This window comes from Variovorax sp. GW821-FHT10D07 (assembly GCF_059415325.1).
On record NZ_JBWKMZ010000015.1, the window covers coordinates 118,314 to 144,473 of the forward strand.

General features: G+C 69.1%; 31 protein-coding genes. 16 read left to right on the forward strand and 15 right to left on the reverse strand.

Annotated features, from left to right (window positions below):
- Positions 1-14 precede the first annotated feature (14 nt).
- From AC07PU_RS33855 to AC07PU_RS33890, 8 genes are all read right to left on the reverse strand, one after another.
- Positions 15-896 (reverse strand): cytochrome c oxidase subunit 3, encoded by an 882-nt coding sequence (locus AC07PU_RS33855; protein ID WP_093347424.1) that lies wholly within the window; start codon positions 894-896, stop codon positions 15-17.
- Between the two features lie 71 nt (positions 897-967).
- A complete protein-coding gene (locus tag AC07PU_RS33860) occupies positions 968-1,189 on the reverse strand; it encodes a DUF2970 domain-containing protein (protein ID WP_296801225.1) in 222 nt (73 codons plus the stop codon).
- A complete protein-coding gene (locus AC07PU_RS33865; RefSeq protein ID WP_431510358.1) occupies positions 1,189-1,815 on the reverse strand; it encodes a cytochrome c oxidase assembly protein in 627 nt (208 codons plus the stop codon). The genes AC07PU_RS33860 and AC07PU_RS33865 overlap by 1 nt, the downstream gene beginning before the upstream one ends.
- A gap of 40 nt (positions 1,816-1,855) precedes the next feature.
- Positions 1,856-1,969: a cytochrome oxidase small assembly protein gene (locus tag AC07PU_RS33870; protein ID WP_218159410.1), complete on the reverse strand. Its 114-nt coding sequence runs from the start codon at positions 1,967-1,969 to the stop codon at positions 1,856-1,858.
- A gap of 46 nt (positions 1,970-2,015) precedes the next feature.
- Positions 2,016-3,653, reverse strand: coding sequence for a cytochrome c oxidase subunit I (gene ctaD / locus AC07PU_RS33875; RefSeq protein WP_495322602.1), 1,638 nt, complete (start codon positions 3,651-3,653; stop codon positions 2,016-2,018).
- 62 nt (positions 3,654-3,715) lie between these two features.
- Entirely contained in the window at positions 3,716-4,888 is a 1,173-nt protein-coding gene (coxB, locus tag AC07PU_RS33880; protein WP_093347433.1) for a cytochrome c oxidase subunit II, read from the reverse strand.
- A gap of 60 nt (positions 4,889-4,948) precedes the next feature.
- Positions 4,949-5,425, reverse strand: coding sequence for a DUF2244 domain-containing protein (locus tag AC07PU_RS33885; RefSeq protein WP_093348338.1), 477 nt, complete (start codon positions 5,423-5,425; stop codon positions 4,949-4,951).
- Between the two features lie 178 nt (positions 5,426-5,603).
- The gene (locus AC07PU_RS33890) at positions 5,604-6,521 is read right to left on the reverse strand and encodes a methyltransferase domain-containing protein (protein WP_495322603.1); all 918 of its coding nucleotides are present in this window, start codon (positions 6,519-6,521) and stop codon (positions 5,604-5,606) included.
- 23 nt (positions 6,522-6,544) lie between these two features.
- Between AC07PU_RS33890 and AC07PU_RS33895 the strand changes: the two genes are divergently transcribed.
- The 3 genes from AC07PU_RS33895 to AC07PU_RS33905 all read left to right on the forward strand — a co-directional run bounded on the left by AC07PU_RS33895 (position 6,545) and on the right by AC07PU_RS33905 (position 8,168).
- Entirely contained in the window at positions 6,545-7,261 is a 717-nt protein-coding gene (locus AC07PU_RS33895; protein WP_296801079.1) for a ComF family protein, read from the forward strand.
- 20 nt (positions 7,262-7,281) lie between these two features.
- A complete protein-coding gene (trmL, locus tag AC07PU_RS33900; protein ID WP_203202772.1) occupies positions 7,282-7,743 on the forward strand; it encodes a tRNA (uridine(34)/cytosine(34)/5-carboxymethylaminomethyluridine(34)-2'-O)-methyltransferase TrmL in 462 nt (153 codons plus the stop codon).
- Between the two features lie 131 nt (positions 7,744-7,874).
- Positions 7,875-8,168, forward strand: a complete 294-nt coding sequence (locus AC07PU_RS33905; RefSeq protein ID WP_296788231.1) for a DUF4148 domain-containing protein — start codon at positions 7,875-7,877, stop codon at positions 8,166-8,168.
- Positions 8,169-8,189: 21 nt separating this feature from the next.
- On the opposite strand, the gene AC07PU_RS33910 is transcribed toward AC07PU_RS33905, so the two are convergent.
- Positions 8,190-8,651 (reverse strand): MaoC family dehydratase, encoded by a 462-nt coding sequence (locus tag AC07PU_RS33910; RefSeq protein ID WP_495322604.1) that lies wholly within the window; start codon positions 8,649-8,651, stop codon positions 8,190-8,192.
- A gap of 94 nt (positions 8,652-8,745) precedes the next feature.
- Positions 8,746-9,366: a nucleotide-binding protein gene (locus AC07PU_RS33915; RefSeq protein ID WP_208512964.1), complete on the reverse strand. Its 621-nt coding sequence runs from the start codon at positions 9,364-9,366 to the stop codon at positions 8,746-8,748.
- A gap of 79 nt (positions 9,367-9,445) precedes the next feature.
- On the opposite strand from AC07PU_RS33915, the gene kefF reads away from it, so the two are divergent.
- Complete coding sequence (gene kefF, locus AC07PU_RS33920; RefSeq protein WP_495322605.1) at positions 9,446-10,162, forward strand: glutathione-regulated potassium-efflux system oxidoreductase KefF; 717 nt, start codon at positions 9,446-9,448, stop codon at positions 10,160-10,162.
- Entirely contained in the window at positions 10,163-12,013 is a 1,851-nt protein-coding gene (kefC, locus tag AC07PU_RS33925) for a glutathione-regulated potassium-efflux system protein KefC (RefSeq protein WP_495322606.1), read from the forward strand. It begins immediately after the preceding gene.
- On the opposite strand, the gene AC07PU_RS33930 is transcribed toward kefC, so the two are convergent.
- Complete coding sequence (locus AC07PU_RS33930) at positions 12,010-12,960, reverse strand: M14 family metallopeptidase (RefSeq protein WP_495322607.1); 951 nt, start codon at positions 12,958-12,960, stop codon at positions 12,010-12,012. The two genes, kefC and AC07PU_RS33930, sit on opposite strands and share 4 nt — an antisense overlap.
- Positions 12,957-13,952, reverse strand: coding sequence for a Bug family tripartite tricarboxylate transporter substrate binding protein (locus tag AC07PU_RS33935; RefSeq protein ID WP_495322608.1), 996 nt, complete (start codon positions 13,950-13,952; stop codon positions 12,957-12,959). The genes AC07PU_RS33930 and AC07PU_RS33935 overlap by 4 nt, the downstream gene beginning before the upstream one ends.
- 134 nt (positions 13,953-14,086) lie before the next feature.
- Between AC07PU_RS33935 and AC07PU_RS33940 the strand changes: the two genes are divergently transcribed.
- Positions 14,087-14,974, forward strand: a complete 888-nt coding sequence (locus tag AC07PU_RS33940) for a MurR/RpiR family transcriptional regulator (protein ID WP_495322609.1) — start codon at positions 14,087-14,089, stop codon at positions 14,972-14,974.
- Here AC07PU_RS33940 and AC07PU_RS33945 read toward each other — a convergent pair whose 3' ends face one another.
- A complete protein-coding gene (locus AC07PU_RS33945) occupies positions 14,975-15,853 on the reverse strand; it encodes an amidohydrolase family protein (protein WP_495322611.1) in 879 nt (292 codons plus the stop codon).
- A 103-nt stretch (positions 15,854-15,956) separates the two neighbouring features.
- Between AC07PU_RS33945 and AC07PU_RS33950 the strand changes: the two genes are divergently transcribed.
- The 5 genes from AC07PU_RS33950 to AC07PU_RS33970 all read left to right on the forward strand — a co-directional run bounded on the left by AC07PU_RS33950 (position 15,957) and on the right by AC07PU_RS33970 (position 21,031).
- Positions 15,957-16,730, forward strand: coding sequence for a crotonase/enoyl-CoA hydratase family protein (locus tag AC07PU_RS33950; protein WP_495322612.1), 774 nt, complete (start codon positions 15,957-15,959; stop codon positions 16,728-16,730).
- 46 nt (positions 16,731-16,776) lie between these two features.
- Positions 16,777-18,636 carry a feruloyl-CoA synthase gene (locus AC07PU_RS33955; protein ID WP_495322613.1) on the forward strand — a complete coding sequence of 620 codons (1,860 nt, stop codon included), beginning with the start codon at positions 16,777-16,779 and terminating at the stop codon, positions 18,634-18,636.
- A 31-nt stretch (positions 18,637-18,667) separates the two neighbouring features.
- Entirely contained in the window at positions 18,668-19,432 is a 765-nt protein-coding gene (locus AC07PU_RS33960) for an SDR family NAD(P)-dependent oxidoreductase (protein WP_495322614.1), read from the forward strand.
- Positions 19,433-19,461: 29 nt separating this feature from the next.
- A complete protein-coding gene (locus tag AC07PU_RS33965; protein WP_093347478.1) occupies positions 19,462-20,457 on the forward strand; it encodes a Bug family tripartite tricarboxylate transporter substrate binding protein in 996 nt (331 codons plus the stop codon).
- A gap of 73 nt (positions 20,458-20,530) precedes the next feature.
- Positions 20,531-21,031: a MarR family winged helix-turn-helix transcriptional regulator gene (locus AC07PU_RS33970; protein WP_495322615.1), complete on the forward strand. Its 501-nt coding sequence runs from the start codon at positions 20,531-20,533 to the stop codon at positions 21,029-21,031.
- A gap of 12 nt (positions 21,032-21,043) precedes the next feature.
- Here AC07PU_RS33970 and AC07PU_RS33975 read toward each other — a convergent pair whose 3' ends face one another.
- Positions 21,044-21,709: a TetR/AcrR family transcriptional regulator gene (locus AC07PU_RS33975; RefSeq protein ID WP_093347483.1), complete on the reverse strand. Its 666-nt coding sequence runs from the start codon at positions 21,707-21,709 to the stop codon at positions 21,044-21,046.
- Positions 21,710-21,869: 160 nt separating this feature from the next.
- On the opposite strand from AC07PU_RS33975, the gene AC07PU_RS33980 reads away from it, so the two are divergent.
- The 5 genes from AC07PU_RS33980 to AC07PU_RS34000 all read left to right on the forward strand — a co-directional run bounded on the left by AC07PU_RS33980 (position 21,870) and on the right by AC07PU_RS34000 (position 25,319).
- Entirely contained in the window at positions 21,870-22,295 is a 426-nt protein-coding gene (locus AC07PU_RS33980; RefSeq protein ID WP_495322616.1) for a VOC family protein, read from the forward strand.
- A 58-nt stretch (positions 22,296-22,353) separates the two neighbouring features.
- Positions 22,354-22,890 carry an SRPBCC family protein gene (locus AC07PU_RS33985; RefSeq protein WP_296799162.1) on the forward strand — a complete coding sequence of 179 codons (537 nt, stop codon included), beginning with the start codon at positions 22,354-22,356 and terminating at the stop codon, positions 22,888-22,890.
- A gap of 48 nt (positions 22,891-22,938) precedes the next feature.
- Positions 22,939-23,358 (forward strand): VOC family protein, encoded by a 420-nt coding sequence (locus tag AC07PU_RS33990; protein ID WP_495322617.1) that lies wholly within the window; start codon positions 22,939-22,941, stop codon positions 23,356-23,358.
- Between the two features lie 61 nt (positions 23,359-23,419).
- Positions 23,420-24,895 carry a DHA2 family efflux MFS transporter permease subunit gene (locus AC07PU_RS33995; RefSeq protein WP_493210361.1) on the forward strand — a complete coding sequence of 492 codons (1,476 nt, stop codon included), beginning with the start codon at positions 23,420-23,422 and terminating at the stop codon, positions 24,893-24,895.
- 64 nt (positions 24,896-24,959) lie between these two features.
- Positions 24,960-25,319: a DUF1428 domain-containing protein gene (locus AC07PU_RS34000; RefSeq protein ID WP_093347496.1), complete on the forward strand. Its 360-nt coding sequence runs from the start codon at positions 24,960-24,962 to the stop codon at positions 25,317-25,319.
- Between the two features lie 18 nt (positions 25,320-25,337).
- Here AC07PU_RS34000 and AC07PU_RS34005 read toward each other — a convergent pair whose 3' ends face one another.
- Positions 25,338-26,099 (reverse strand): sulfite exporter TauE/SafE family protein, encoded by a 762-nt coding sequence (locus tag AC07PU_RS34005; RefSeq protein WP_495322618.1) that lies wholly within the window; start codon positions 26,097-26,099, stop codon positions 25,338-25,340.
- Between the last annotated feature and the right edge of the window lie 61 nt (positions 26,100-26,160).

Consider the following 26,160-nt stretch of genomic DNA (forward strand, 5'->3'; position numbering starts at 1 on the left):
GCGAGGTGCTTCGCTCAAAGCCAATAGACCAGCATGTAGAGGCCGAGCCACACCACGTCGACGAAGTGCCAGTACCAGGCGGCGCCCTCGAAGCCGAAGTGGCGCTCGGGCGTGAAGTGGCCCTTCTGCAGGCGCAGCGTGATGAACAGCAGCATCAGCATGCCGATGAACACGTGCAGGCCGTGGAAGCCGGTCAGCATGAAGAAGGTCGAACCGTAGGTGCCCGAGCTGAGCTTGAGGTTCAGTTCGGTGTACAGGTGGTAGTACTCGTAGCCCTGCACGCCCAGGAAGATCACGCCGAGCAGCACGGTGAGCCACATGAAGCGGATGGTCTGCGCGCGATGGCCGGCACGCAGCGCGTGGTGGGCGATGGTCAGGGTCACGCCCGAGCTCAGCAGCAGCGCGGTGTTGATCGTGGGCAGCCAGAACGGGCCGACGGTCTGGAACGGCTCGACGATGCCGGCCGGCGAACCGGTCACGCCGGCCGCGACGCTGGGCCACACGGCCTTGAAGTCGGGCCACAGCAGGGCGTTGTCCAGGCTGCCGAGGTTCGGCAGCGCATGGGTGCGGGCCCACCACAGCGCGGTGAAGAAGGCGCCGAAGAACATCACCTCGGAGAAGATGAACCAGCTCATGCTCCAGCGGTACGAGAGGTCGATCTTGTGGCCGTACTGGCCGCTCTCGCTCTCGCCGATGGCGGCGCGGAACCACACGAACAGCGTGCCGAGCCAGATCAGCATGCCCAGCAGCAGCGACCACGCACCCCACTGGTGGCCGTTGATCCACTGCCCCGCGCCGAGGATCACGAAGAACAGGCCGATGGCGGACACGACCGGGTAGGCCGAGGGTCCTGGCACGAAGTAGTAAGGCGTGGTGCCGTGGGTGGTTGAACTCATATCAGCTCCTGGCTTTCTTTCTTCTCTCGATTCGATGGGTTCTGGGTAGCGTGGGTTCGTTCGCTCGGGGCTCAGGGCGCGACCACGAAGCGCACCACCAGCACGAGGCCGACGATGAACGCGATCACCATGACGAAGGCGACCGCGATGATGTGCAGCGGGTTCAGCTTGGCCAGGTCGTCCTGGTACGCGCTCTTCTTGCGGATGCCGAAGAACGACCAGGCCACCGCCTTGAGGGTCGCGAGCAGCGAACCCTTGCGCGGCGTTCCGGGTGTGGGCGGCGAATCGACCATCACGAACGCGGCTCGGCGGCGGCGGTGGGCGCGACGGCGACCGGCGCCGCGGGCGTCTTGCCGCCGACCTCGAAGAAGGTGTACGACAAGGTGATCGTCTTCACGTCCTTCGAGATCTTGGGATCGATCACGAAGGCGACCGGCCACTGCTTCTTCTCGCCCGCGTCGAGCGTGTACTGGTTGAAGCAGAAGCACTCGAGCTTGTTGAAATAGGGCGCGGCCTGCTGCGGTGCGTAGCTCGGGATGGCCTGCGCGGCCATGCGGCGGTTCTGCACGTTCTGGAACTCGTACATCACCGTGTTGAGCTCGCCCGGGTGCACTTCCATCGTGCGCTCGGCCGGCTTGAAGTCCCAGAGGCCGCCGCGCACGTTGGAGTCGAACTCGACCTTGATGGTGCGGGTCATGTCGACCTGCGTGTTGTCGGGCACGCGCACGTTCTTGCCGCCGCTCGCACCGCCCGGCACCTCGAGCTCGGAGAGCGCGAGGATGTTGATGCCGGTCATCTCGCAGATGGCGCGGTACAGCGGCACCAGCGCATAGCCGAAGGCGAACATGCCGCAGGCGACCACGGCCAGCTTGCCGACCATCTGGACATTGGCGCGCCGGATGCGTTGACCGAGGCTCATGTGCGTGTGCTCCTGTGCCTTGAGGCTTGCAAAGACCGCGTCAGCGGCCGCTGAACCAGACCATGCGCACGACGAAGCCGACGAAGAAGATCAGCGCGATCGAGGCCAGCGTGAGCCCCATGCGGCGGTTGTTTCTTCTCTGTTCGGGCGTCATCGCGTGGCGGTCTCGATCGTCGGGGATGCGTAGGACGATGCGGCGCTCAGCCGATCACCTTGGTGGCGGTCGCGTCGAGCTTGGGCGGCGTCTCGAAGGTGTGGAACGGCGCCGGCGACGGCACTTCCCACTCGAGGCCTTCGGCGGCTTCCCACGGCTTCTGCGGTGCCTTCTCGCCCTTGCCGAGCATGGTCGGCAGCACGACGAAGAAGAAGAAGTACACCTGGGCGAGGCCGAAGGCGAAGGCACCGACCGATGCCACCGCGTTGAAGTCGGCGAACTGCATCGGGTAGTCGGCATAGCGGCGCGGCATGCCCGCCAGGCCCAGGAAGTGCATCGGGAAGAAGGTGACGTTGAACGAGATCAGCGACCACCAGAAGTGGATCTTGCCGCGCGTTTCGTTGTACATCACGCCGGTCCACTTGGGCGCCCAGTAGTAGTAGCCCGCGAACATGGCGTACAGCGAGCCGGCCACCAGCACGTAGTGGAAGTGGGCCACCACGTAGTAGGTGTCCTGCAGCTGGATGTCGATCGGCGCGATCGCGAGGATCAGGCCGGTGAAGCCGCCCATCGTGAACACGAAGATGAAGCCCACCGCGAACAGCATCGGCGTCTCGAAGGTCATCGAGCCCTGCCACATGGTCGCGATCCAGTTGAAGATCTTCACGGCCGTCGGCACCGCGATCAGCATGGTCGCGTACATGAAGAACAGCTGGCCCGTGACCGGCATGCCGGTCGTGAACATGTGGTGCGCCCAGACGATGAACGACAGGATCGCGATCGACGAGGTGGCGTACACCATCGAGGCGTAGCCGAACAGCTTCTTGCGCGCGAAGGCCGGCACGATCTGGCTGATGATGCCGAAGGCCGGCAAGATCATGATGTAGACCTCGGGGTGGCCGAAGAACCAGAAGATGTGCTGGTACATCACCGGGTCGCCGCCGCCGGCGGGGTTGAAGAAGCTGGTGCCGAAGTGGCGGTCGGTCAGCGTCATCGTGATGGCGCCGGCGAGCACCGGCATCACGGCGATCAGCAGGTAGGCGGTGATGAGCCAGGTCCAGCAGAACATCGGCATCTTCATCAGCGTCATGCCGGGGGCGCGCATGTTGAGGATGGTCACGATGATGTTGATCGAGCCCATGATCGACGAGGCGCCCATGATGTGCATCGCGAAGATGCCGGCGTCCATCGAGGGGCCCATCTGCAGCGTGAGCGGTGCGTAGAGCGTCCAGCCCGCGGCCGGTGCGCCGCCGGGCATGAAGAACGAACCGACCAGCATCAGCGCCGCGGGGATCAGCAGCCAGAAGCTGAAGTTGTTCATGCGCGCGAACGCCATGTCCGAGGCGCCGATCTGCAGCGGGATCATCCAGTTCGCGAAGCCCACGAAGGCCGGCATGATCGCGCCGAACACCATGATCAGGCCGTGCATGGTGGTGAACTGGTTGAACAGCTCGGGGTTCACGAGCTGCAGGCCCGGCTGGAACAGCTCGGCGCGGATCAGCAGCGCGAGCACGCCGCCCACCATCAGCATCGTGAAGCTGAACAGCAGGTAGAGCGTGCCGATGTCCTTGTGGTTGGTCGCGAACACCCAGCGGCGCCAGCCGGTGGGCGCGTGGTGGTCATGGTGGTCGTCGTGCGCGTGGTCGCCGTTGGCGTGACCGTGGGGGTCGAGGACTGCACTCATTTCATCGTTCCTTGAATATCTCGTCGCTGGGCGCTGTTCGCTGTGTTGTTCCGGTCAACCGATCACTTGCCGCGCAGGGCAAGGACTTCGGCCGGCTGCACGATCTGGCCCGTCTTGTTCGACCAGCTGTTCTTGGTGTAGGTGGCGACGGCCGCGAGGTCGGTGTCGCTCAGTTGCTTCCAGGACGGCATCGCGCCGTTGTTCTGGCCGTTGAGCAGCACCATCAGCTGCACCTTGTGGTCGGCGTCGAGCACCTTCGGGTCGCCATCGAGCGCCTTGATCGGGCCCGCGCCCTTGCCGTTGGCCTGGTGGCAGGCCGCGCAGTTGGCGGCGTAGACCTTCTCGCCGCGCGCCATCATGTCGGGCAGGGTCCAGACCTTGGTCGGGTCGTCGAGCTTGGCGGCGGCTTCCTTGCGCTTGGCGGCGACCCAGGTCGTGTAGTCGGCGGCCGAGACCACCTTCACGTGGATCGGCATGTAGGCGTGTTCCTTGCCGCACAGCTCCTGGCACTGGCCGTAGTAGTCGCCGACGGTCTCGGCACGGAACCAGGTGTCGCGCACGAAGCCGGGGATCGCGTCCTGCTTGATGCCGAGCTGCGGCACCGCGAAGGCGTGGATCACGTCGTTGGCCGTGGTGATGATGCGAACCTTCTTCTGCACCGGCACGACCAGCGGGTTGTCAACCTTGAACAGGTAGTCGTCGGGGATCGCGCCCTTGGCGCCGGCGTCCGACATCGCGCGCTGCGAGCTGTCGAGCGTGGAGATGAAGGCCAGGCCCTCGCCTTCGCCGTTCAGGTAGTCGTAGCCCCACTTCCACTGGTAGCCCGTGGTCTTGATCGTGAGGTCGGCGTTGGTGGTGTCCTTCTGGGCCACCAGCACCTTGGTGGCGGGCAGCGCCATCACGATCACGATCAGGAAGGGAACGATGGTCCAGATGACTTCGACCACCACCGATTCATGGAAGTTGGCGGCCTTGTGGCCCACCGACTTGCGGTGCTTCCAGATCGAATAGAACATGACCGCGAACACGGCCACGAAGATCACCGTGCAGATGATCATCATCACCGTGTGCAGGAAGTGCTGCTCCTGCGCAATCTTGGTCACACCGACCGGAAGATTCAACTGGCGCACCGAGGGGCCGCCGGGCAGATCGTTGACTGCGTGCGCCGCGCCGCTGAAAGCCGCGCCGGCCGCCAGCATTGCCGGCATGAACTTATTGCGCCAAATGCTCTTCATCGTGTTCACGTTTCTTCAAATTTTCAACAAACCCAACCGTGCAGCACCGCGCGAGCCCCCTCAGGCGCCGCGCAACGCCATCCGAATCTCGCGCGCCAGTGCGGCCCTCAACTCCGGCCGTACATAGCGCCCCACCCTGACCGATCGACCCTGACCCGACAACTCGATCAGCGATCGGTCGCCGGTCTGCGGCTCGATCCGCACCCGGTGCGGGAGAAATTCCGTGCGCTCGTAGCTCCCGCCGTTCTCGAGTTCGACCACGAGCCGGCCCGCCTGCAGCATGATCCTCTCGCCATCGGTCGCATGCCGGGCGTAGGCCATGAACGCGAACCCCACGGCAGCCAGTTCGAGCCAGGCGAACGGCAACACGAGCGGCGCGCCGTGCATCCAGAAGACCGTTCCGATACCGAGCGATACCACGCACAGTGAAGCGTAGAGCCAGCCGAGCTGGCTCGGCGTCACCGAGCAGTTCCGCTTCAGAAACCAGTGGATGTTCTGGCCTGAAACAGTGGCAAATCGAAACACGGAATTCGACACGGGCGAGTTCAGCAAATCGGTAAGTCGGCGCCCGCCAGATCCCTTGTCTTCCACGGGTTCCGACGGACCTCGATCGCGGGCATGTACCCACGAGTTTCACGCAACGGCGGATTGTAGCGGGTAGATACCAGCGGCCGTGTACCGAATGCGGCACGCGCGGGCCGCGCTACAACGGTCTTCAGTGGGCGGACGGGCGCCCGCGCTGCAGCATCTCGCGCATCTCGCGCAGCGAGACCGCGCTCTCGGCCGACAGCGAGACCCGCGGGGTCGGCTTGAAGGCATGGCCGTAGATGATCTCGAAGGTCAGCGCGATCCGGCCTTCGCCACCTTCGGCCGGCGCGAGTTCGGGCAGCGCCTTGTGCAGGGCCGCCTGCCAGGCCCGGCCTCGCAGGGCCGGAAAACGCGCCGGATGCAGGTTACGCCCGAGCGTGCGCAGCTCGGCCAGCGCGGCCTCGGGCGTGGCCCAGGTCAGCACGATGCGCTCCATGTCCATCACCGGCTCGGCGAAGCCGGCATGGACCAGCATGTCGCCCCAGTCGTGCATGTCGGTGAACTCGTGGCTCGCGGCCGGCCAGCCGAGGCGCGCATGCAACGCGCGCAGTTCGCGCAGGGTGTCGGGGCCGAAGCACGAGAACATCAGGAAGCCGTCGGTGGCGACCTGCCGGTGCCAGTGCGCGATCAGCGCCTCGGGGTCGGCCGCCATGTGCAGCGCCATGTTGGCCCAGAGCAGGTCGACGCCCTCCTCGGGCAGCCCGTCGAAGCGCAGCTTGCCGCCCTGCCAGCGCCGCGCGCTCCACCAGGGCGCGGCCAGCGCGGCCGAGGTCGCGGCGACCAGCGCCGGCTCGGGCTCGATCACGAAGGCCTCGGCCTCGCGGTAGCGGCGCGCCAGCAGCTCGTGCGCCTCGAGGCCGCCGCGCAGCGGCGCCCAGTCGGCCCAGTGGCGCGGCCTGGCCTTGATCCATTGCAGCCGGTCTTCCATGCGCCGCCCGATCTCCTCGTGCAGCCAGGGCGAGCCGTCGGCGGGCGCCAGCCGGCGCCAGCGGGCGGCCGCCGCGGCATCGATGGTCGGCGGTCGGCGTTGGGGGTCGGTGGGCATGGGGGCGTGAGTATATTGAGCCCATGCTCAGCCGTTGGACCGCGCGCCCTTTGACCTCGCTGTTGGCACGGCTGCCCAGCCAGTGCGCGCTGTGCCGCGACTGGCCGTCGCGCCCGGTGTGCGAGGCCTGCGCCGCGCGCTTCGCCGCCAGCGCGCCGCGCTGCCAGACCTGCGCGCTGCCGTTGCCCGCGGGCGTGGCGCGCTGCGGCGACTGCGTCGTGCACCCGCCGCCGCTCGATGCCTGCCTCGCGGCCTGCGACTACGCCTGGCCGTGGCCGGACTGCGTCGCGGACTTCAAGTTCCACGGCGACACCGGCTGGGCCGGCCCGCTGGCGCAGCTGCTGCGCGCCATCCCCTCGGCGGCGGCGCTGCTGGATGCCTGCGACTGCGTGCTGCCGATGCCGCTCGCGCCGGGCCGGCTGCGCGAGCGCGGCTTCAACCAGGCGCTGGAACTGGCGCGCCGGCTCGCGCCCGCCAAGACCGATGCCGCGCTGCTGCTGCGCACGCGCGAGACGCCGGCCCAGCGCGGCCTCTCGCGCGCCGAGCGCATGCGCAACCTCCAGGGTGCCTTCGCGGTCGAGCCGCTGCGCGCCGATGCACTGGCCGCGCGGCGCGTGGTGCTGGTCGACGACGTGATGACCACCGGCGCCTCGCTGTTCAGCGCGGCCCAGGTGCTGCGCCGTGCGGGCGCGGCGCATGTCGCGGGCATCGTGCTGGCGCGCACCGACAGGCCGCACTGAGCGTGGCGACAATCGGGCCCATGTTCCATATCGTCCTGGTCCACCCCGAGATTCCGCCGAACACCGGCAACGTGATCCGCCTGGCCGCCAACACCGGCTGCACCCTGCACCTGGTCGAGCCGCTGGGCTTCTCGATGGACGACAAGCTGCTGCGCCGCGCCGGCCTCGATTACCACGAGTACGCCGAGGTGCGCCGCCATGCGAGCTGGCAGGCGCTGCTCGACAGCGAGCGGCCGGCGCCCGATCGCCTGTTTGCGCTGACCACGCGCGGCACCCGCGCCGTGCACGACATCCGCTTCGCGCCCGGCGACTGGCTGGTGTTCGGCTCCGAGACCAGCGGCCTGCCCCCCGCGATCCGCGAGAGCTTCGATCCCGCGCAATGGTTGCGGCTGCCGATGCGCGAAGGCCAGCGCAGCCTCAACCTGTCGAATGCGGTGGCGGTGACGGTGTTCGAGGCCTGGCGGCAAAACGGATTCAAATGAGGCATCGCGACCCCTCGCGCGATGGGGTCGCATCCGAACGGCGGAATCCCCCGTATGGAAAGCATGCCGGCTCGATGCATTCCGGCATGCCGATCCACCCACGCTCCACACGGGGCACGAGGAGTTCCACCATGCAAGCCAAGTCCATCGCCTTCGCCGCCCTCGCCACCCTGGTCCTGAGCCACGGCGCCCAGGCCTTCCAGGGCGAACAGAATCCGCTGCCCGCGGCACCGTTCCAGTCGACGCTGTCGCGCGCCGAGGTGCAGGCCCAGGCCCGGCAGCCGTTGCGCATCACCAATGGCGGCACCGGCGTGGCCCGCCCCACCGACGGCATGACCGACCGCGCCGCGGTGCGCGCCAGCGCGGTGGGCATCACGCGCCAGGGCGCGGCCGCCTATGGCGAGATCAGCGACCGCCGCATGTAAGAAAGCAAGGGGCCGCCCGCCTCAGCGGTAGCGGCGCACCACCGACTCGGCCACGCAGGCGGGCTTGGCCGCGCCTTCGAGCTCGATGGAGGTTTCCCAGGTCATCTGGATGCCGTCGTCGGCAATGGGTTCGGCGGTCAGCAGCTTCATGCGCGCGCGCAGCCGCTTGCCCACCGGCACGGGCGACATGAAGCGCACCCGGTTCAGGCCGTAGTTCACGCCCATGCGCGACTCCACCACGTCGAGCGCGGTCTCGTAGAAGCGCGGCAGCAGCGACAGCGTGAGGAAGCCGTGGGCGATCGGCCCGCCGAACGGACCGGCCTTCGCGCGCTCGATGTCGACGTGGATCCACTGGTGGTCGCCGGTCGCCTCGGCGAACTGGTTGACCTGCTCCTGGGTGATGGTGATCCAGTCGCTCACCGCGACTTCCTGGCCGACGCAGGCGGCCAGATCCTGAAGGGTCTGGAAGGTCTTCTTGGTCATGCGCCGCACTCTAGCGGCAAGGCCGCGGCCGCGGGTGTCGGCACGGCGACAAGCGGGCTCAGGGAATACCTGGGGCGCAGCGGCGCACGGCGGCTCAGCTCTCGAGCCATTCGCAGATCGGCTGCCACTGCTCGAGGTCGCGCTGCACCCGGCCCGGCGCGATGTCGAACAGGGTGAGCCCGCGCGCCGCGAGCTGCACGTAGTTCTGCGTGTCGCGCAGCTCGCCGACCACCGGCACGCCCAGCCCCGCGATGAATTCGTTGAGCCGGTCGGCCGCCAGGGTGCGGGCGTTGACGCGCATGCCGACCAGGCCGATCTGCGTCTTCTCGGCGCGGCGCTGCTCGAGCAGCCGGTCGATGAATTCGCGCGTGGCGTAGATGTCGAAGATGCTCGGCTGCAGCGGCACGATGAGCTTGTCGGCCAGCCCGATCACGTCCTTGAAGCGCCAGCCGTGCAGGCCGGCCGGGGTGTCGAGCACCGCATGGGTGGTGCCGCGCGGCGGGCGCACCACGCTGTTGTCGCCGGTGGCGTCCCAGGTCGAAATCGGCCGCGCCTGCGGTGGACGCAGCCCGAGCCAGAGCCGGGAGGACTGCTGGCGATCCACGTCGCCGAGCATCACGGCATGGCCGCGGCTCGCAAAGTAGCCCGCGATGTTCGTCGCGAGCGTCGACTTGCCAACGCCACCCTTGGGATTGGCGACCAAAACCACCGGCATGGAAATCTCCTCCAGAAGGGACAGTCCGCCATGGTAGTGGCTGGCGCCCAAAATCCCGGGACTGCGCTATGTTCGCAGGATGACGACAACAACATCCACGGGAACCCCTCAGGGCGGAGGCACCTATGTGCTCGCCGCCCATCCGCACTGGCGCGATTCGCGCGTGAACCGCCGGCTGCTGGCCGCGGCGCGCGCGGTGCCGGGCGTCGATGTCAACGACCTCTACGGCACCTACCCCGACTACGCGATCGACGTCGAGGCCGAGCAGCGGCGCCTCGAACGCGCCCAGCTGGTGGTGCTGTTGCATCCGATCCAGTGGTATTCGATGCCGGCGCTGCAGAAGCTCTGGGTCGACGAGGTGCTGGCCTACGGCTGGGCCTATGGCCCCGAGGGCATCGCGCTGCAGGGCAAGGACCTGTGGCTGGTCGCCACCACCGGCAGCCCCGAGAGCAGCTACCACCCGCAGGGCTACCACCGCTTCTTCTTCGACGCCTTCCTGCCGCCCTACGAGCAGACCGCCGCGCTGTGCGGCATGCGCTTCCTGCCGCCGCTGATCTTCCACGGCGCGCGCAGCGCCCCCGAGGCCGAAGTGGCCGCGCACGTCGAGGTCTTCGCCCAGCGCCTGGGCAGCTACCCCGACTGGCCCGAGATGGACGAGCTCGACGCCTGCGTGGCCTGCCCGGTGCCCGAAAGCGACCGGCCGGCCGAATCGGACGACATCGGCAAGGTGGTCGAGCGGGTGTTCCAGACCACCATGCGTCGCGGGCTGGCCGCGACGACCGGCGGGAGCGCCTGAATGGAGCACGCGCCCGCCTGGCTGACCAACAGCCTGATCTATCTGAGCGCCGCCGTGCTGGTGGTGCCGCTGTCCAAGGCCCTGGGCCTCGGTTCCATCATCGGCTACCTGGTGGCCGGCATCGCCATCGGCCCCTGGGGCCTGGGGCTGGTGTCGCGCGTCGAGGACGTGTTGCATTTCGCCGAGTTCGGCGTGGTGCTGATGCTGTTCCTGGTCGGCCTCGAGCTCGAGCCCAAGCGGCTGTGGAACCTGCGCCGGCCGATCTTCGGCTGGGGCACGGCCCAGGTGCTCAGTTGCGCCGCCGTGCTGTTCGCCATCGGCTGCGCGGTCGGCGCGCCCTGGCGCGTGTCGCTGGTGGCGGCGCTCGGCCTGGCGCTGTCCTCGACCGCGATCGCGCTGCAGGTGTTCGGCGAGCGCAACCTGCTGCGCACGCCGAGCGGCCAGGCCGGCTTCTCGATCCTGCTGTTCCAGGACGTGGCGGCGATCCCGATCCTCGCCATCCTGCCGCTGCTGGCCGGCGCCACCGCGGCCGAGCAGTCGATGAGCGGCCTCGACCGCCTGCTCGAGGGCCTGAAGATCTTCGGCGTGATCGGCGGCATCGTGCTCGGCGGCCGGCTCGCGCTGCGCCCGGTGCTGCGCTGGATCGCGCGCAGCGACACGCCCGAGATCTTCACCGCCGCCGCGCTGCTGCTGGTGGTGGCGATCGCCGCGCTGATGCAGTTCGTCGGCCTGTCGATGGCGCTGGGTGCCTTCCTCGCGGGCGTGCTGCTGGCCGAGAGCGAATACCGGCGCGAGCTCGAGACCGACATCGAGCCCTTCAAGGGCCTCTTGCTCGGGCTGTTCTTCATCGCCGTGGGCATGACGATCGATTTCGGCGTGCTGCTCGCGAGCCCCTGGATCATGGCGATGCTGGTGTTCGGCTTCATGGCCATCAAGCTGGTGGTGATCTATGCGCTGGCCAAGGCGATGGGGCTGGCCTACCAGGAGCGCCCGGTGTTCACGCTGCTGCTGGCGCAGGGCGGCGAGTTCGCCTTCGTGGTGTTCCAGTCGGCCGGGCCCGACGTGCTGCCGCCGCAGGTCACCTCGCTGCTGATCGGCGCGGTCGCGCTGTCGATGCTGCTGTCGCCGCTGCTGCTGGTGCTGATCGACCGCTACCTGCTGCCGCGCTACAGCCGCATCGGCGGGCCGCAGCTCGAGGAGATCTCGGAGCAGCAGGACGCCAAGGTGCTGATCTGCGGCTTCGGCCGCTACGGCCAGATCGTGGGCCGCATGCTGATGTCGCAGGGGCTGCGCGTGACAGTGCTCGACCACGACGCCGACAACGTCGAGGGCCTGCGCGAATTCGGCTTCCGGGTGTTCTACGGCGATGCCACGCGCCTCGACCTGCTGCGCACCGCCGGTGCCGGCACGGCCAAGGCGGTGGTGGTGGCGGTCGACGACATCGAGCAGTCGCTCGAGATCGTCGACCTGTTCCGCGAGAACTTCCCGCAGGCGCAGATCATCGCGCGGGCGCGCAACGTGAGCCACCTGTTCCAGCTGCGCGACCGCGGCGTGACGCTGGTCGAGCGCGAGGTCTTCGAGTCGTCGCTGCGCAGCGCGCGCTCGGTGCTCGAGGTGCTCGGCTGGCCCGCGCACGAGGCGCGCGAATCGAGCATGCGTTTCCGCGAGCGCAACCTCAAGCTCACCGACGACATCTACCCGCACTACAAGGACCGCGCGAAGCTGATCGCGGTCAACAAGGCGGGCCGCCAGCAGTTCGAGGAGCAGATGGCGCGCGAGCGCGAGGAGCGCAAGCGGCGCGCCGGGCGCGACTGGGACCGGCAGGAAGAGGACGAGGAGCGGGTGCCTTAGACCGGCACCGTGAGGTAGACGCCTTCGCGCCCCACCAGCGCCGCGCGCGTGGGCATGAAGACCGTGCAGCCGTCGCAGGGCGAACGGATCTCCTGCCCCGCGTCGACCGCGATCAGTTCGCCCCGGTCGAAGGTCTCGAAGCCCAGCAGCGGCCGCGTGAAGGCAAAGCTCTCGGTCTTCACCATGTGCACCTCGAGCAGGCGGAAGCGGCGCGCGGGCGCGGCGGGCGCCTGCGAGGCCACCGGATCGACCAGCCCGAGATGCGCGAGAAAACGCTGCGTCACGTCGACCGCGAGCTCGGCGGCCGATCGGCTGAAGTGCTGGCCGCACTCCACCACGACCGCCCCGCCCTGGCCCTCGGCCGCGCCGTGGCGGCCGTAGCCGATCACGCCGGTGCCGGGCGCCGCGCCCGCGGGCATCACCAGGTGCACCAGCGGCGCGCCCACGGCCAGCGCCAGCCGCGCATTGCGCTCGAGCTCCGGATAGACCCAGAAGGGCTGCACCGGCGCGCGCGTCGAATGGATGTCGAGCACGTGATCGGCCGCGTCGAGCACCGGCCGCAGTTCGCGCGCGCGACGCAGCTCGGGGCTGTCCTCGGTGCCGTTGAGCAGCGCCGGCGTCCAGATGCGGTTGAGGTTGTGCACCAGCTGGCGGTTCTCGTAGGGCCGCTCGATGTCGAAGGCCTCGTAGGCCTCGACGTTCGCGAAGCTCACGGTCAGCGTGCCGATCTTCGGGCGCACGCCGCGGTCGAGCAGGTCGGTGGCCGCCACCATGCCGCAGATCTCGTTGCCGTGCGTCAGCGCATTGACCAGCACGTGCGGCCCGGGCCGGCCCGATTCGAAACGATGCACGTAGTCGATGCCGGTGTTGCCCGCGCGGTAGGCCGAGAGGTCGCACGGCAGCACCTCGAGCGGCGCGGTGTCGGGAGTGAACGAGGACGTGGTCATTCGCCGCGGATCCCCGCGCGCTTCACCATCTCGCCGTACAGCGCGAGGCGCTCCGACATCATGGCCGTGAACTGCGCGGGCGACTGCTGCTCGGGCGTGAGCGAACCGCGCGACTCCAGCGCCTCGACCATGGACGGCTGATCGGCCACCGAGCGCACGGCCTTGTGCAAGGTGGCGATCACGTCGCCCGGCGTCTTCGCGGGTGCGGCCAAGCCGATCCACGAGGTGGTGTTGAGCACCGGATAGCCGAGCTCCGCGAAGGTCGGCACGTCGGGCAGCGCCGCGACGCGTGCCGGCGCGGCCACCGCGAGCGCGCGCAGCTTGCCGGCCTGGATGTGCGGCAGGAAGGGCGCGAGGTTGTCGAGGCCGAACTGCACCTCGTTCGAGATCAGCGCCGTGACCAGCGGGCCGCCGCCGCGGTACGGCACGTGCGTGGCATTGAGCTGCAGCTGCGACTTCATCAGTTCGACGTTGAGCTGGCCCATGCTGCCGGGCCCGGCGCTGCAGAAGTTCAGCTCGCCGGGGCGGGCCTTCACGAGCGCGACGAATTCCTTGAAGTTCTTCGCGGGCACGGCCGGGTTCACCAGCAGCACGTTGATCGAGCGAGCGAGCTGGCTGATGGAGGCGAAGTCCTTGATCGGGTCGTAGCCGGGGTTGGCCCGCGTGAGCGGATTCGCGAGGTGCGAGCTCTGCGACGAGACCACCAGCGTGTAGCCGTCGGGTTTGGCGCGCGCCACCTGCGCGCTGGCGATCGAGCCGCCCGCGCCGCCGCGGTTGTCGATCACCACCGGCGCGCCCAGCGCCTTCGCGAGCGGATCGGCATAGAGCCGCGCGATCAGGTCCACCGAACCGCCGGCCGGGAACGGCACCACCAGCGTGACCGGCCGCGACGGATAGGCCTGCGCATGCGCCGCCAGCGGCAACGCGGCCGCGAGGCCCGCGCCCAGGAAGGTGCGGCGGCGCAGCGCGGAGGCGGAAAGGGGGAAGGTCATGGAAGCGTCCTGGAATCGGAAAGGGATGGGGCCTGAATGTGCGCGCATTCTTGCAAGGTCGTCACAGTTTTGCAATAACCATTGCAAAATCGAAGCCCATCGCGCGCCCTGCGCGGGCAGAATGCCCGGCGACCATGAACCTCAACCAACGCATCTCGGGCTACGGCCGCAAGCTCACGCGCAGCGAGCAGCGCCTGATCGAGGAACTGCAGACGCGCTATCCCCAGGGCCTGCTCGAATCTGCAACGAGCCTTGCAAAGAAGGTGGGCACCAGCGCCTCGACCGTGGTGCGGCTGCTCGCCAAGCTCGGCTATCCCAGCTACGCGGAAGCGCAGCTCGAGGCCCGCTCCGAGGTCACGGCGCGGCTGGCCTCGCCCGCCACGCGCGCCGATGCCGTGATCGTCGACGACGCCTCGGTGCGCACCTGCCTGGCCAACGCGCTGCTGCACGACCAGCACAACCTGAGCTCGACCTTCGCGGCCATCGATCCCGTGGCCTTCGAGGCCGCCGTGCGGCTGCTGGTGCAGCGCAAGGCGCGCGTGCATGTGCTGGGCCACCGGCATGCGGCCGCCATCGCGGGCCATCTGGCGCTGCACCTGAACCTGTGCCTGCCCGAAGTGCGGCCGCTGGCCGGCACGGCGGCGCTGCCGCTCGAGGACCAGCTGCTGTGGATCGGCGAAAACGACGTGCTGCTGGCCGTCACCTTCCGACGCCACTCGCTGGCCACGGCGCGCGCGGCGGCCTACTTCCGCGAACGCGGCGCGAAGGTGATCGTGATCACCGACAGCCCCTCGGCGGCCGCGGCCGCCTCGGCCGACCACCTGATGCTGGTGCGTACCTCGAGCGCCTCGCCCTTCGATTCCTACACGGCCGCCTTCTCGCTGTGCAATGCGCTGGTCACCGCGGTCGTGCAGCGGCGCAAGAAGGAGCTGGGCGCCGCGCTCGAACGCGGCGACGCCCTGTGGGAGCAGCACTGGAACGACGCTGCCGCGCCGGCGGGCCGTGCGCGCAAGCCGGACTGATCAGGCCGCGGCTGAAGTCTCAAGCCGCAGCAGCCGCACCGCGTTGCCCTTCAAGATGCCCGGCATCACCTCGGGCTTGAAGCCCGCGACCTCGAAGTCCTTCATCCAGCGCTCGGGTGTGATCAGCGGGTAGTCGCTGCCGAACAGCACGCGGTCCTTCAGCAGCGTGTTGGCGTACTGCACCAGCTGCTTCGGAAAGTACTTGGGGCTCCAGCCCGAGAGGTCGATCCAGACGTTGGGCTTGTGCGTGGCCACGCTCAGCGCCTCGTCCTGCCAGGGGAAGCTGGGGTGCGCCATCACGATCTGCATGTCGGGGAAGGCTATCGCCACGTCGTCCAGGTGCATCGGGTTGCTGTACTCGAGCCGCAGGCCGCCGCCGCAGCGCATGCTCGAGCCGATGCCGCTGTGGCCGGTGTGGAAGATCGCGGGCATGCCGTATTCGGCCACCACCTCGTAGATCGGCCAGGCCATGCGGTCGTAGGGATGGAAGGCCTGCACCGTCGGGTGGAACTTGAAGCCCTTGACGCCGTGCTCCTCGATCAGCCGCCGCGCCTCGCGCGCGCCCATCTTTCCCTTGTGCGGATCGATGCTCGCGAAGGCGATCATCATGTCGGCGTTCTTCTGCGCCGCCTCGGCGATCTCCTCGTTCGGGATGCGCCGCCGGCCCATGTTCGACTCGGCGTCGACCATGAACATCACCAGCCCCAGCTTGCGCTCGCGGTAGTAGGCCACCGTCTCCTCGATCGTCGGGCGGCGGTTCGAGCCGAAGTACTTGTCGGCCGCGCGGTCGTACTCCTCGCCGTAGTTGTCGAACGGGTTCCAGCAGCTCACCTCGGCATGGGTGTGGATATCGATCGCGATCAGGTTCTGGTGGTCCACTTCATCGTCTCCTTTACGGGAAAGTCCCTAGTCCGCGGCATCGTCGAATGCCTTGAATTGATTATTCCACATAACCATAATCCGCTTCAATCCAGAACGCAACATGACCTCTTCCGACCTCCACATCGACCTCCGCGACGACGTCGCCATCATTCGCCTGACGCGTGGCGCCAAGCGCAACGCGCTGTCGGACGGCCTGATCCTCGCGCTGCGCGATGCCTTCCAGAACCTGCCCGCCAGCGTGGGCGCGGCCGTGATCGACGGCGAGGGCCCGCACTTCTGCGCCGGCCTCGACCTGAGCGAACTCAAGGAGCGCGACGCGGGCCAGGGCCTCGCCCATTCGCGCCTGTGGCATGCGGCGCTGGAGTGCATCGAGAAGGGCCCGGTGCCGGTGATCGCCGCGCTGCACGGCGCGGTGGTCGGCGGCGGGCTCGAGCTCGCGAGCGCCTGCCACATCCGCGTGGCCGACCGCAGCACCTTCTATGCGCTGCCCGAGGGCTCGCGCGGCATCTTCGTGGGCGGCGGCGGCTCGGTGCGCATCCCCAGGCTGATCGGCGTGGCGCGCATGACCGACATGATGATGACCGGCCGCGTCTACAACGCCGAGGACGGCGAGCGCGCCAACTTCGCGCAGTACCTGGTCGAAGAGGGCACGGCCTTCGACAAGGCCTTCGAGCTCGCCAAGCGCGTGGCCACCAACGCGCCGCTCACCAACTACGCGCTGATGCACGCGCTGCCGCGCATCGCCGAGCAGCCGGCCGACCACGGCTTCTTCACCGAGGCGCTGATGTCCGGCATCGTGCAGGCCGCGCCCGAGGCCAAGCAGCGCGTGCGCGACTTCCTCGAAGGCCGCGGCGCCAAGGTCAGCAAGGGCTGAAGCCCTCTTCATTCATTCACTCATCCACTCACGCACGGGCGCCCCGATGACGGCCATCAAATACCGACCGCTCGCCTTCGGCGTCACGCGCGCGCTGCTGCGCGACGGCGCGCCGGGCACGCAGTACCTGAGCGCGGAAACGCCGCTTCGCCCCTACCGCGAACGCATGACCGACCGGCTGCACCACTGGGCCGAGGCCACGCCCGAGCGCACCTTCATCGCGCGCCGCGCGCGGCTGGCCGACGGCGGCACCGGCGACTGGCTGCGCGTGAGCTACGCCGAGGCGCTGCACAAGGCGCGCGCGATCGGCCAGGCCCTGCTAGCGCGCGGCCTGAACGCAGAGCGCCCGGTGGCGATCCTCAGCGAGAACGGCATCGAGCACGCGCTGCTCGCGCTTGGCTGCCTCTACGCGGGCGTGCCCTACTGCCCGGTCTCGCCGCCCTACTCGCTCGTGAGCCAGGACTTCGACAAGCTGCGCCACGTGCTGGCCACGCTCACGCCGGGCCTGGTGTTCGCGGCCGACGCCGCGCGCTATGCCCGCGCGATCGAGGCCACGCTGCCGGCCGACACGGACGTCGAGATCGTGCTGGCCGAAGGCACGCTGCCCGGCCGCGCCACCACCTCGTTCGACGCGCTCGCGGCAACGGTGCCCACGCCCGCCATCGACGCCGCGATGCACGCCACCGGCGCCGACACCATCACCAAGTTCCTGTTCACCTCGGGCTCGACCAAGATGCCCAAGGCGGTGGTCAACACGCACCGCATGTGGTGCGCCAACCAGCAGCAGCTGCGCCAGTCGATCCCGGCGCTGGGCGACGAGCCGCCGGTGCTGGTCGACTGGCTGCCGTGGAACCACACCTTCGGCGGCAACCACAACGTGGGCATCGTGCTCGACAACGGCGGCACGCTCTACATCGACGAGGGCAAGCCCACGGCCACCGGCATGGCCGAGACGCTGCGCAACCTGCGCGAGATCGCGCCCACCATCTACTTCAACGTGCCGACCGGCTTCGAGGCGATCGCGCAGGCGATGGAGACCGACCCGGTGCTGCGGCGCAACCTGCTGTCGCGCGTGAAGATGTTCTTCTACTCGGGCGCGGCGCTGTCGCAGCCGGTCTGGGACAGCCTGCACCGCACGCAGGAGGCCGAGGTCGGCGAGCGCATCGTGATGGGCACCGGCCTGGGCATGACCGAATCGGGCCCGTTCGCGCTCTACGTGACCGGCCCCGACGTGAAGTCGGGCGACGTCGGCCTGCCCGCGGCGGGCATCGAGCTCAAGCTGATCGAGGTCGACGGCAAGACCGAGGTGCGCTATCGCGGCCCCAACATCACGCCCGGCTACTGGCGCGCGCCCGAGGCCACGGCCGAGGCCTTCGACGAGGAAGGCTTCTTCTCGACCGGCGACGCGGTGAAGTGGATCGACGACGCCGACATCCACCGCGGCCTGCGCTTCGACGGCCGCATCGCCGAGGACTTCAAGCTCGCCACCGGCACCTTCGTGAGCGTGGGCCCGCTGCGCGCGAAGATCGCCACGGCCGGCTCGCCCTACGTGCAGGACGCGGTGCTGACCGGCATCAACCTCAAGGAGGTCGGCGCGCTGGTCTTCACTACGCAGAAGGTGCGCCAGCTCGCGGGCCTCGACGCCGGCGCGAGCATGCGGCAGGTGCTCGAGAGCGCGCCGGTGCAGGCGCACTTCCAGCAGGTGCTGGACCAGCTCGCCGCCGCGAGCACCGGCAGCGCCAACCGCATCGCGCGGCTGCACCTGATGAGCGAGCCGCCCTCGATCGACAAGGGCGAGGTCACCGACAAGGGCTCGATCAACCAGCGCGCCGTGCTCAAGCACCGCGCCGCGCTGGTCGAGGCGCTGCACGACGGCACGCTGCCCTTCACCCTGCGGCCGCGCTGACGCCTTTTTTCCCCTCTTTGGAGACGAACCCATGAAGATCGAAGGACAGGCCGCACTCGTGACCGGCGGCGCATCGGGCCTCGGCGAGGCCACCGCGCGCGAACTCGCGCGCCTGGGCGCGAAGGTGGCGCTGCTCGACCGCAATGCCGAGCTGGCCGCCAAGGTCGCCGCCGAGATCGGCGGCATCGCCTGCGCCTGCGACATCACCGATGCCGCGAGCGTGAGCGCCGCGCTCGACCGGGCCGAGGCCGCGCACGGCCCGGCGCGCATCCTGATGAACGTGGCCGGCATCGGCAGCGCCAAGCGCATCGTCGGCAAGGACGGCAACCCGGCGCCGCTCGAGGACTTCGTGCGCGTGGTCAGCGTCAACCTGATCGGCAGCTACAACATGGCGCGCCTGTTCGCCGCGCGCTGCGCAAAGCTCGAGGCGCTCGCCAACGGCGAGAAGGGCGTGATGCTGTTCACCGCCTCGGTCGCGGCCTTCGACGGCCAGGTCGGCCAGCAGGCCTACAGCGCCTCGAAGGGCGGCCTGGTCGGCATGACCCTGCCGATGGCGCGCGACCTCGCGCAGCACGCGATCCGCGTCTGCACCGTCGCGCCCGGTCTGTTCGCCACGCCGCTGCTGCTCGAGCTGCCCGAGCCGGTGCAGCAGTCGCTCGCGGCCTCGATCCCGTTCCCGCCGCGGCTGGGCCAGCCCTCGGAATTCGCCGAGCTGGCCTGCCACGTCGTGACCAACGGCCACCTCAACGGCGAGGTGATCCGCCTCGACGGCGCGCTGCGCATGGCGCCGCGATAGATCCAGCACCACCAACCGGAGACAAGACCATGACCAACCGACGTCAGTTCGTGACGGCGCTCGGCGGCGCAGCCGCGCTCGGCGCCCTGCAGCATCCCCTGGCCGCGCTGGCCGAGATCGTCGCCCAGCAGGTGAAGATCTACTACGGCTTCCCGGCCGGCAGCGCGGGCGACAGCGTGGCGCGCCGCGTGGCCGACAAGCTCGGCGGCACCGACTTCACCAAGCTCAATCCCGTGGTCGAGAACAAGCCCGGCGCGGGCGGGCGCATCGCGCTCGACTCGCTCAAGAGCGCGCCGGCCGACGGCTCGGTGCTCGCGCTCTCGCAGGCCTCGGCGCTGTCGACCTATCCCTACATCTATAGCAAGCTGAGCTATGGCCTGGCCGACTTCGCGCCGGTCTCGATCGGCGCGGTGATGACGCACGGCCTGGCGGTCGGCCCGATGGTGCCGGCCAGCGTGAAGACGCTGAAGGACTACGTGGCCTGGGCCAAGGCCAACCCGGGCCAGGCCAGCTACGGCTCGCCGGGCGCGGGCTCCACGCCGCACTTCCTGGGCGCGCTGCTGGGCCTCAACAGCGGCGCCGACCTGCGCCACGTGCCCTACCGCGGCTCGCTGCCGGCGGTCAACGACGTGGTGGGCGGCCAGATCGCCTCGAGCCTCACGCCCAGCGGCGACTACCTGCCCTTCGTCAAGGCCAACAAGCTGCGCGTGCTCGCCACCTCGGGCGCCCAGCGCGCCGCCTACCTGCCCGAGGTGCCGACCTTCGCCGAGCAGGGCTTCCCCGAGCTGGTGGCCGACGAATGGTTCGGCTTCTTCGCGCCCGCGAAGACGCCCGCGCCGGTGATCGCCGCCGCGAGCGGCGCGATCCAGGCCGCGCTCAAGGACAAGGCCGTGGCCGACGGCCTGCTGTCGGTGGGCCTGATCGCGCAGGGCTCCACGCCCGAGGAGATGCGCCGGTCGCTGCAGTCCGAATACGAGCGCTGGGGCCCGCTGGTGAAGAAGATCGGCTTCACCGCGGAGTCCTGAGCCCGCGCCGGGCTGTCGCCAAGTCGCCACCGGCCCGGCGCTTCGGGGCCCCGCTCGCGGTTACGCTTGCGCCATGCCCACCTCCCCGAAATCCGCCGCTCCGAAGAGCGCGAAGAGCGACATCGCCGCCGCGCCGCTCGGCCGGACGGACCGCCTCGACGCGCGCGTGCTCGAGACCCTGGTCGGCTACAACGCGCGCCGCGCCTGGCTGGTGGTGAGCGCGCTGTTCGCCAAGCGCATGGCGGCCTTCAAGCTCAAGCAGATCGACTTCTCGGTGCTCTCGCTGCTGGCGCACAACCCGGGCGCCACCTCGCGCCAGATCTGCAGCACGCTCGACATCCTGCCGCCCAACCTCGTGAGCCTGGTGGCCGAGCTCGACGCGCGCGCGCTGATCGAGCGCAAGCCGCATCCGCACGACGGCCGCGCGGTCGGCCTGCATCTCACGCCGGCCGGCGAGGCGCTGGTGCGCGAGGCCGAACAGGCCGTGATCCAGCTCGAGCTCGATGCCAGCGCGCGGCTCAATGCGCGCGAGCGAGAGACGCTGATCAAGCTGCTGCAGAAGGTCTATCTCTAGGACCCGCCGCGCCTACTGCAGGCCCAGCTCCACCATCTCCAGCAGCCGCAGCGTCAGCGGCTCCAGCACCGACGGGTCGGCCTCCTTGAGCGGGCCCTCGATGATCAGCAGCGCGAGCCCGTGCACCGCCGACCAGGCCAGGTACTCGGCATTCGGGCGCCGCGCCGGATCGAGCGCACCGGCCTCCACCAGCCGGTCGAGGCCCGAGCCCAGCAGCTGGAACGGGTCCATGCCGCTCGCGCCCGCGCTCGAGGGACCGATGGTGCCGCGCGCCTCGTCGGACGAGATCACGAAGGCGGTGCGGAACAGCCCCGGCTGGTCCTGCGCGAAGCGCAGGTAGCCCGAGCCGATCGCCCGCACCCAGGCGCGCGCGTAGTCGGCCGGCGGCTGGTCGTGCGAGATCGCGCCGAGTTCCTTCTCCATCGAGCGCGCCGCGGCCGACAGCGCCGCGCCGCGCACCGCCAGCAGCAGCTCGTGCCGGCTCGCGAAGTGGCGGTAGGCCGCGTTGGGCACCACGCCCACGCGGCGCGTGGCCTCGCGCAGCACCACGGCGTCGGGGCCGCCGTCGCGCGCCAGCTCGATGCCCGCGTCCAGCAAGGCCCGGCGCAGGTCGCCATGGCGGTAGGTGGAGCGCGAGGGCGGCGCGGATTCGGCGGCGATGGCGGCGTTGCGGACCATTTCCTTCTTTCTCGGACTACGATTTTTCGATGTGGACAGTGTCCATTATCTTTGCTATTCTTTGTGGACGGTGTACACAAAGTAGTGCCATCGTATTCGCCCCGGGCTCTGCTGCCCAGCGGCGCCCCCGGAATAACCGCTCTTGCAAAGAGGAATTGCCATGAAAGTCCAGTCCTATCTCTCGTTCGAAGGCCGCTGCGACGAGGCCATCGCGTTCTACGGGAAGGCGCTCGGCGCCGAAGTCGTGCAGCTCATGCGCTACAGCGACGCCCCCGCCGACATGCCGCCCGACGCGGACGGCTGCGCCGGCGCCATGCCCGGTCCCGACAAGGTCATGCATGCGGTGCTGCGCATCGGCGAGACCGAGCTCATGGCCTCCGACGGCCGCTGCTCGGGCCAGGCCGAGTTCAAGGGAATCATGCTGGCGATCACCGCGCCCACCGAGGCCGACGCGCGCAAGTGGTTCGACGCGCTGGCCGACGGCGGCCAGGTGATGCAGCCGCTGATCGCCACCTTCTTCTCGCCGGGCTTCGGCATGGTCGGCGACCGCTTCGGCGTGGGCTGGATGGTGGTGGTCGGCGACTGAAGCCGCGCCGCGCGAAGCCCCCTTTCCCCCTTTTCCATTCGTCGTTGCAGAGCGCTCCATGTTCAAGAAAATCGCCCTCCTCCTCGTCGTGCTGATCGCCGGCGTCCTGCTGTTCGCGGCCACCCGCCCCGACAGCTTCCGCGTCGAACGCAGCGCGCGCATCCAGGCCCCGCCCGCGCGGATCGCGCCGCTGGTCGCCGACTTCCACCGCTGGAGCGAATGGTCGCCCTACGAGAAGCTCGATCCGGCCATGAAGCGCAGCTTCGGCGGCGCCGCCAGCGGCCCGGGCGCGACCTACGCCTGGGAGGGCAACGACAAGGCCGGCGCCGGCCGCATGGAGATCCTCGAGGCCTCGCCCACCAAGGTCTCGATCAAGCTCGACTTCCTCCAGCCCTTCGAGGCCCGCAACACCGCCGACTTCAGCTTCCAGCCGCAGGGCGACGCGACCCAGGTCACCTGGGCCATGCACGGCCCGGCGCCCTACGTCTCCAAGCTCATGGGCCTGTTCTTCGACATGGACACCCTGATCGGCAAGGACTTCGAAGCCGGCCTCGCCAACCTCAAGACCGCGGCCGAGAAGCCGGCGGGATCCTGAGCCTGTCCCCTCCGTTATCCCATCCACCCACTCACTGAAGGAACTCTCATGTCGCTCCTCAATGCCTATCTCACCTTCGACGGCAACGCGGCCGAGGCCATGCGCTTCTACGAGAAGACGCTCGGCGGAAAAATGGAAATGCTCATGACCGTGGGCGAAAGCCCCGAAGCCGCCAACATGCCGCCCGAGGCCGCCAGCCGACTGATGCATGCCAGCCTCGTCGTCGGCGACAGCACGCTCATGGCCTCCGACAGCATGCCGGGCATGCCGTACGAAGGCATGAAGGGCTTCGGCGTCGCGCTCAACTACCCGACGGTCGCCGAGGCGAAGCGCGTGTTCGACGCCCTCGCCGACGGCGGCCAGGTCGGCATGCCGTTCGAGAAGACCTTCTGGGTCGAGGGCTTCGGCATGGTGACCGACCGCTACGGCACGCCCTGGCTGATCAACGGCGGCGCCTCCCTGGTCTGACGAAGAACGCCACAACCATCCGCCGGGCGGCCTGCCGCCCGGCCCCTGAGGAATCCTTTCCATGACCGAATCCCTCGACAACCGCAAGCGCTGGCTCGCCCTGATGGTGCTGTGCCTGGGCGTGCTGATGATCGTGCTCGACACCACCATCGTGAACGTCGCGCTGCCGTCGATCCGCACCGACCTCGGCTTCACCGAGACCTCGCTGGTGTGGGTCGTCAACGCCTACATGCTGACCTTCGGCGGCTTCCTGCTGCTGGGCGGACGGCTCGGCGACCTCTACGGCCACCGCCGCGTCTTCCTCGCCGGGCTGGTGCTGTTCACGCTGGCTTCGCTGGCCTGCGGCATCTCGACCACGCAGGGCCTCTTGATCGCCGCGCGCGCGGTGCAGGGCCTGGGCGGCGCGATCGTGTCGGCCGTCTCGCTGTCGCTGATCATGAACCTCTTCACCGAGCCGGCCGACCGCGCCAAGGCGATGGGCGTCTACGGCTTCGTCTGCGCCGGCGGCGGCAGCATCGGCGTGCTGCTCGGCGGCCTGCTCACCAGCTCGCTGAGCTGGCACTGGATCTTCCTGGTCAACCTGCCGATCGGCGTGGCCGTGTATGCGCTGTGCATCGCGCTGCTGCCGAGCGCGCGCGGCCAGGCCCATGGCGAGAAGCTCGACGTGGCCGGCGCGGTCACGGTCACGCTCTCGCTGATGCTCGCGGTCTACGGCGTGGTCAACGGCAACGAGGCCGGCTGGCGCTCGGCGCAGACGCTGGGCCTGCTCGGCACCGCGGTCGCGCTGCTCGCGATCTTCATCGCCATCGAGGCCAGGGTGAAGCATCCGCTGATGCCGCTGGGCCTGTTCCGGCTGCGCAGCGTCTCGGTCTCGAACGTGGTGGGCGTGCTGTGGGCCGCGGCGATGTTCGCCTGGTTCTTCATCTCGGCGCTCTACATGCAGCTGGTGCTCGCCTACACGCCGATGCAGATCGGCCTGGCCTTCCTGCCGGCCAACGTCATCATGGCCGTGTTCTCGCTGGGGCTGTCGGCAAAGATCGTGATGCGCTTCGGCATCCGCCGTCCGCTCGCGGCGGGCCTGTGGCTCGCGGCCATCGGGCTGGCGCTGTTCGCGCGCGCGCCGGTCGACGGCCGCTTCGCGATCGACGTGCTGCCCGGCATGCTGCTGCTGGGCCTGGGCGCCGGCATGGCCTTCAATCCGCTGCTGCTGGCCGCGATGAGCGAGGTGAGCCCTAGCGAATCGGGCCTGGCCTCGGGCGTGGTCAACACCGCCTTCATGATGGGCGGCGCGCTGGGCCTCGCGGTGCTCGCGAGCATCGCGGCCGCGCAGACCGGCTCGATGCTCGCGGCCGGCGCGAGCACGCCGCTCGCGCTCACCGGCGGCTACCAGATGGCATTTCTCGTCGGCGCCGTGTTCGCGGCGGTGGCGGGTTTGTTGGGCGCCCTGCTGCTTCGCTCCGCCATGCCGGGGCAGATGCACAACAACGAGGAGGCGGCGGGCCCCGGGAGCGCGGCGAATGGCGCGGCAACGTCCTGACGGGCTGCTGCTGGGCCGGCCGCCGTTTCTGTTTCTCTTTCCCTTCTTTTCAAGGAGTGTTCCCATGGCTCGCTATGTCGACGGTTTCATCGTGCCGATTCCCGCCAAGAACGTGGAGGCCTACCGCAAGGTGGCGCGCAAGGCCGGCAAGGTCTGGATGGAGTACGGCGCGCTCGAATACGTGGAGTGCGTCGCGGACGACGTCAAGCCCGGCAAGCTGACCTCGTTCCCGCAGAGCGTGAAGCTCAAGGCCGACGAGGTGGTCGCGTTCTCGTGGATCGTCTACAAGTCGCGCAAGCACCGCGACACGGTCAACGCCAAGGTGATGGCCGACCCGCGCATCGCGGCGATGGACCCGAAGACCATGCCCTTCGACGCCAAGCGCATGATCTTCGGCGGCTTCAAGTCGATCGTCGAATTCTGAGCGCCACGGCGGCGGGACTCAGGCCGCCACGAAGCCGTCGTAGACGAGCTTGAGCCCCGTCAGCAGCATGCCCAGGTAGACGAAGCGGTAGAACCAGGTGGCGTCGATGCGCCGCGCGATGCGGATGCCGACCCACACGCCCAGCGGCGCGAAGGGCATCAGCGCCAGCGAGGTGGCCAGCGTGCGCAGGTCGATCAGGCCCAGCCACGCATAGGGGATCCACTTGCTGAGGTTCACCACGAAGAAGAAGTAGGCCATGGTGGCCGTGAAGACCACCGGAGGCAGCCGCAGCGGGATCACGTAGGCATTGATCGGCGGCCCGCCCGCATGCGCGATGAAGCTCGTGAAGCCCGACACCGTGGTCAGCGCGGCGCCGATGCCGCGCGAGGGCAGCGGATCGTCGGGCTTGGGCGGGAACAGCACGCGCTGCGCCAGGAACAGCAGCGTGAACACGCCCACGATGCCCGCCACCGTGTGCGCCGACAGCGCACGGAACAGCAGCGTGCCGATCACCGTGCCCAGCAGGCCGAAGGGGATCAGGAACTTCAGCAGCGAGCGGTCGAAGTCGCGCCGGAAGGCCGCGAGCCCCAGCAGGTCCATCAACAGCAGCAGCGGCATCAGGATCGCCGCGGCCTGCGGCACCGTGACCGCCAGCGCCATCAACGGCACCGCGAGCGAGCCGAAGCCCGCGCCGAAGCCGCTCTTGCTGATGCCGAGCAGCAGCACGGCGGGAATGGCGACCGCGTAGAAGTGCGGGTCGGTGATGAGGGGGAAGACCATGGGCAGGGACGGCGCGCGAAAAAAAGCCCGTCGTCGCGGCGGGCCCCGGCGAGCGTAGCAG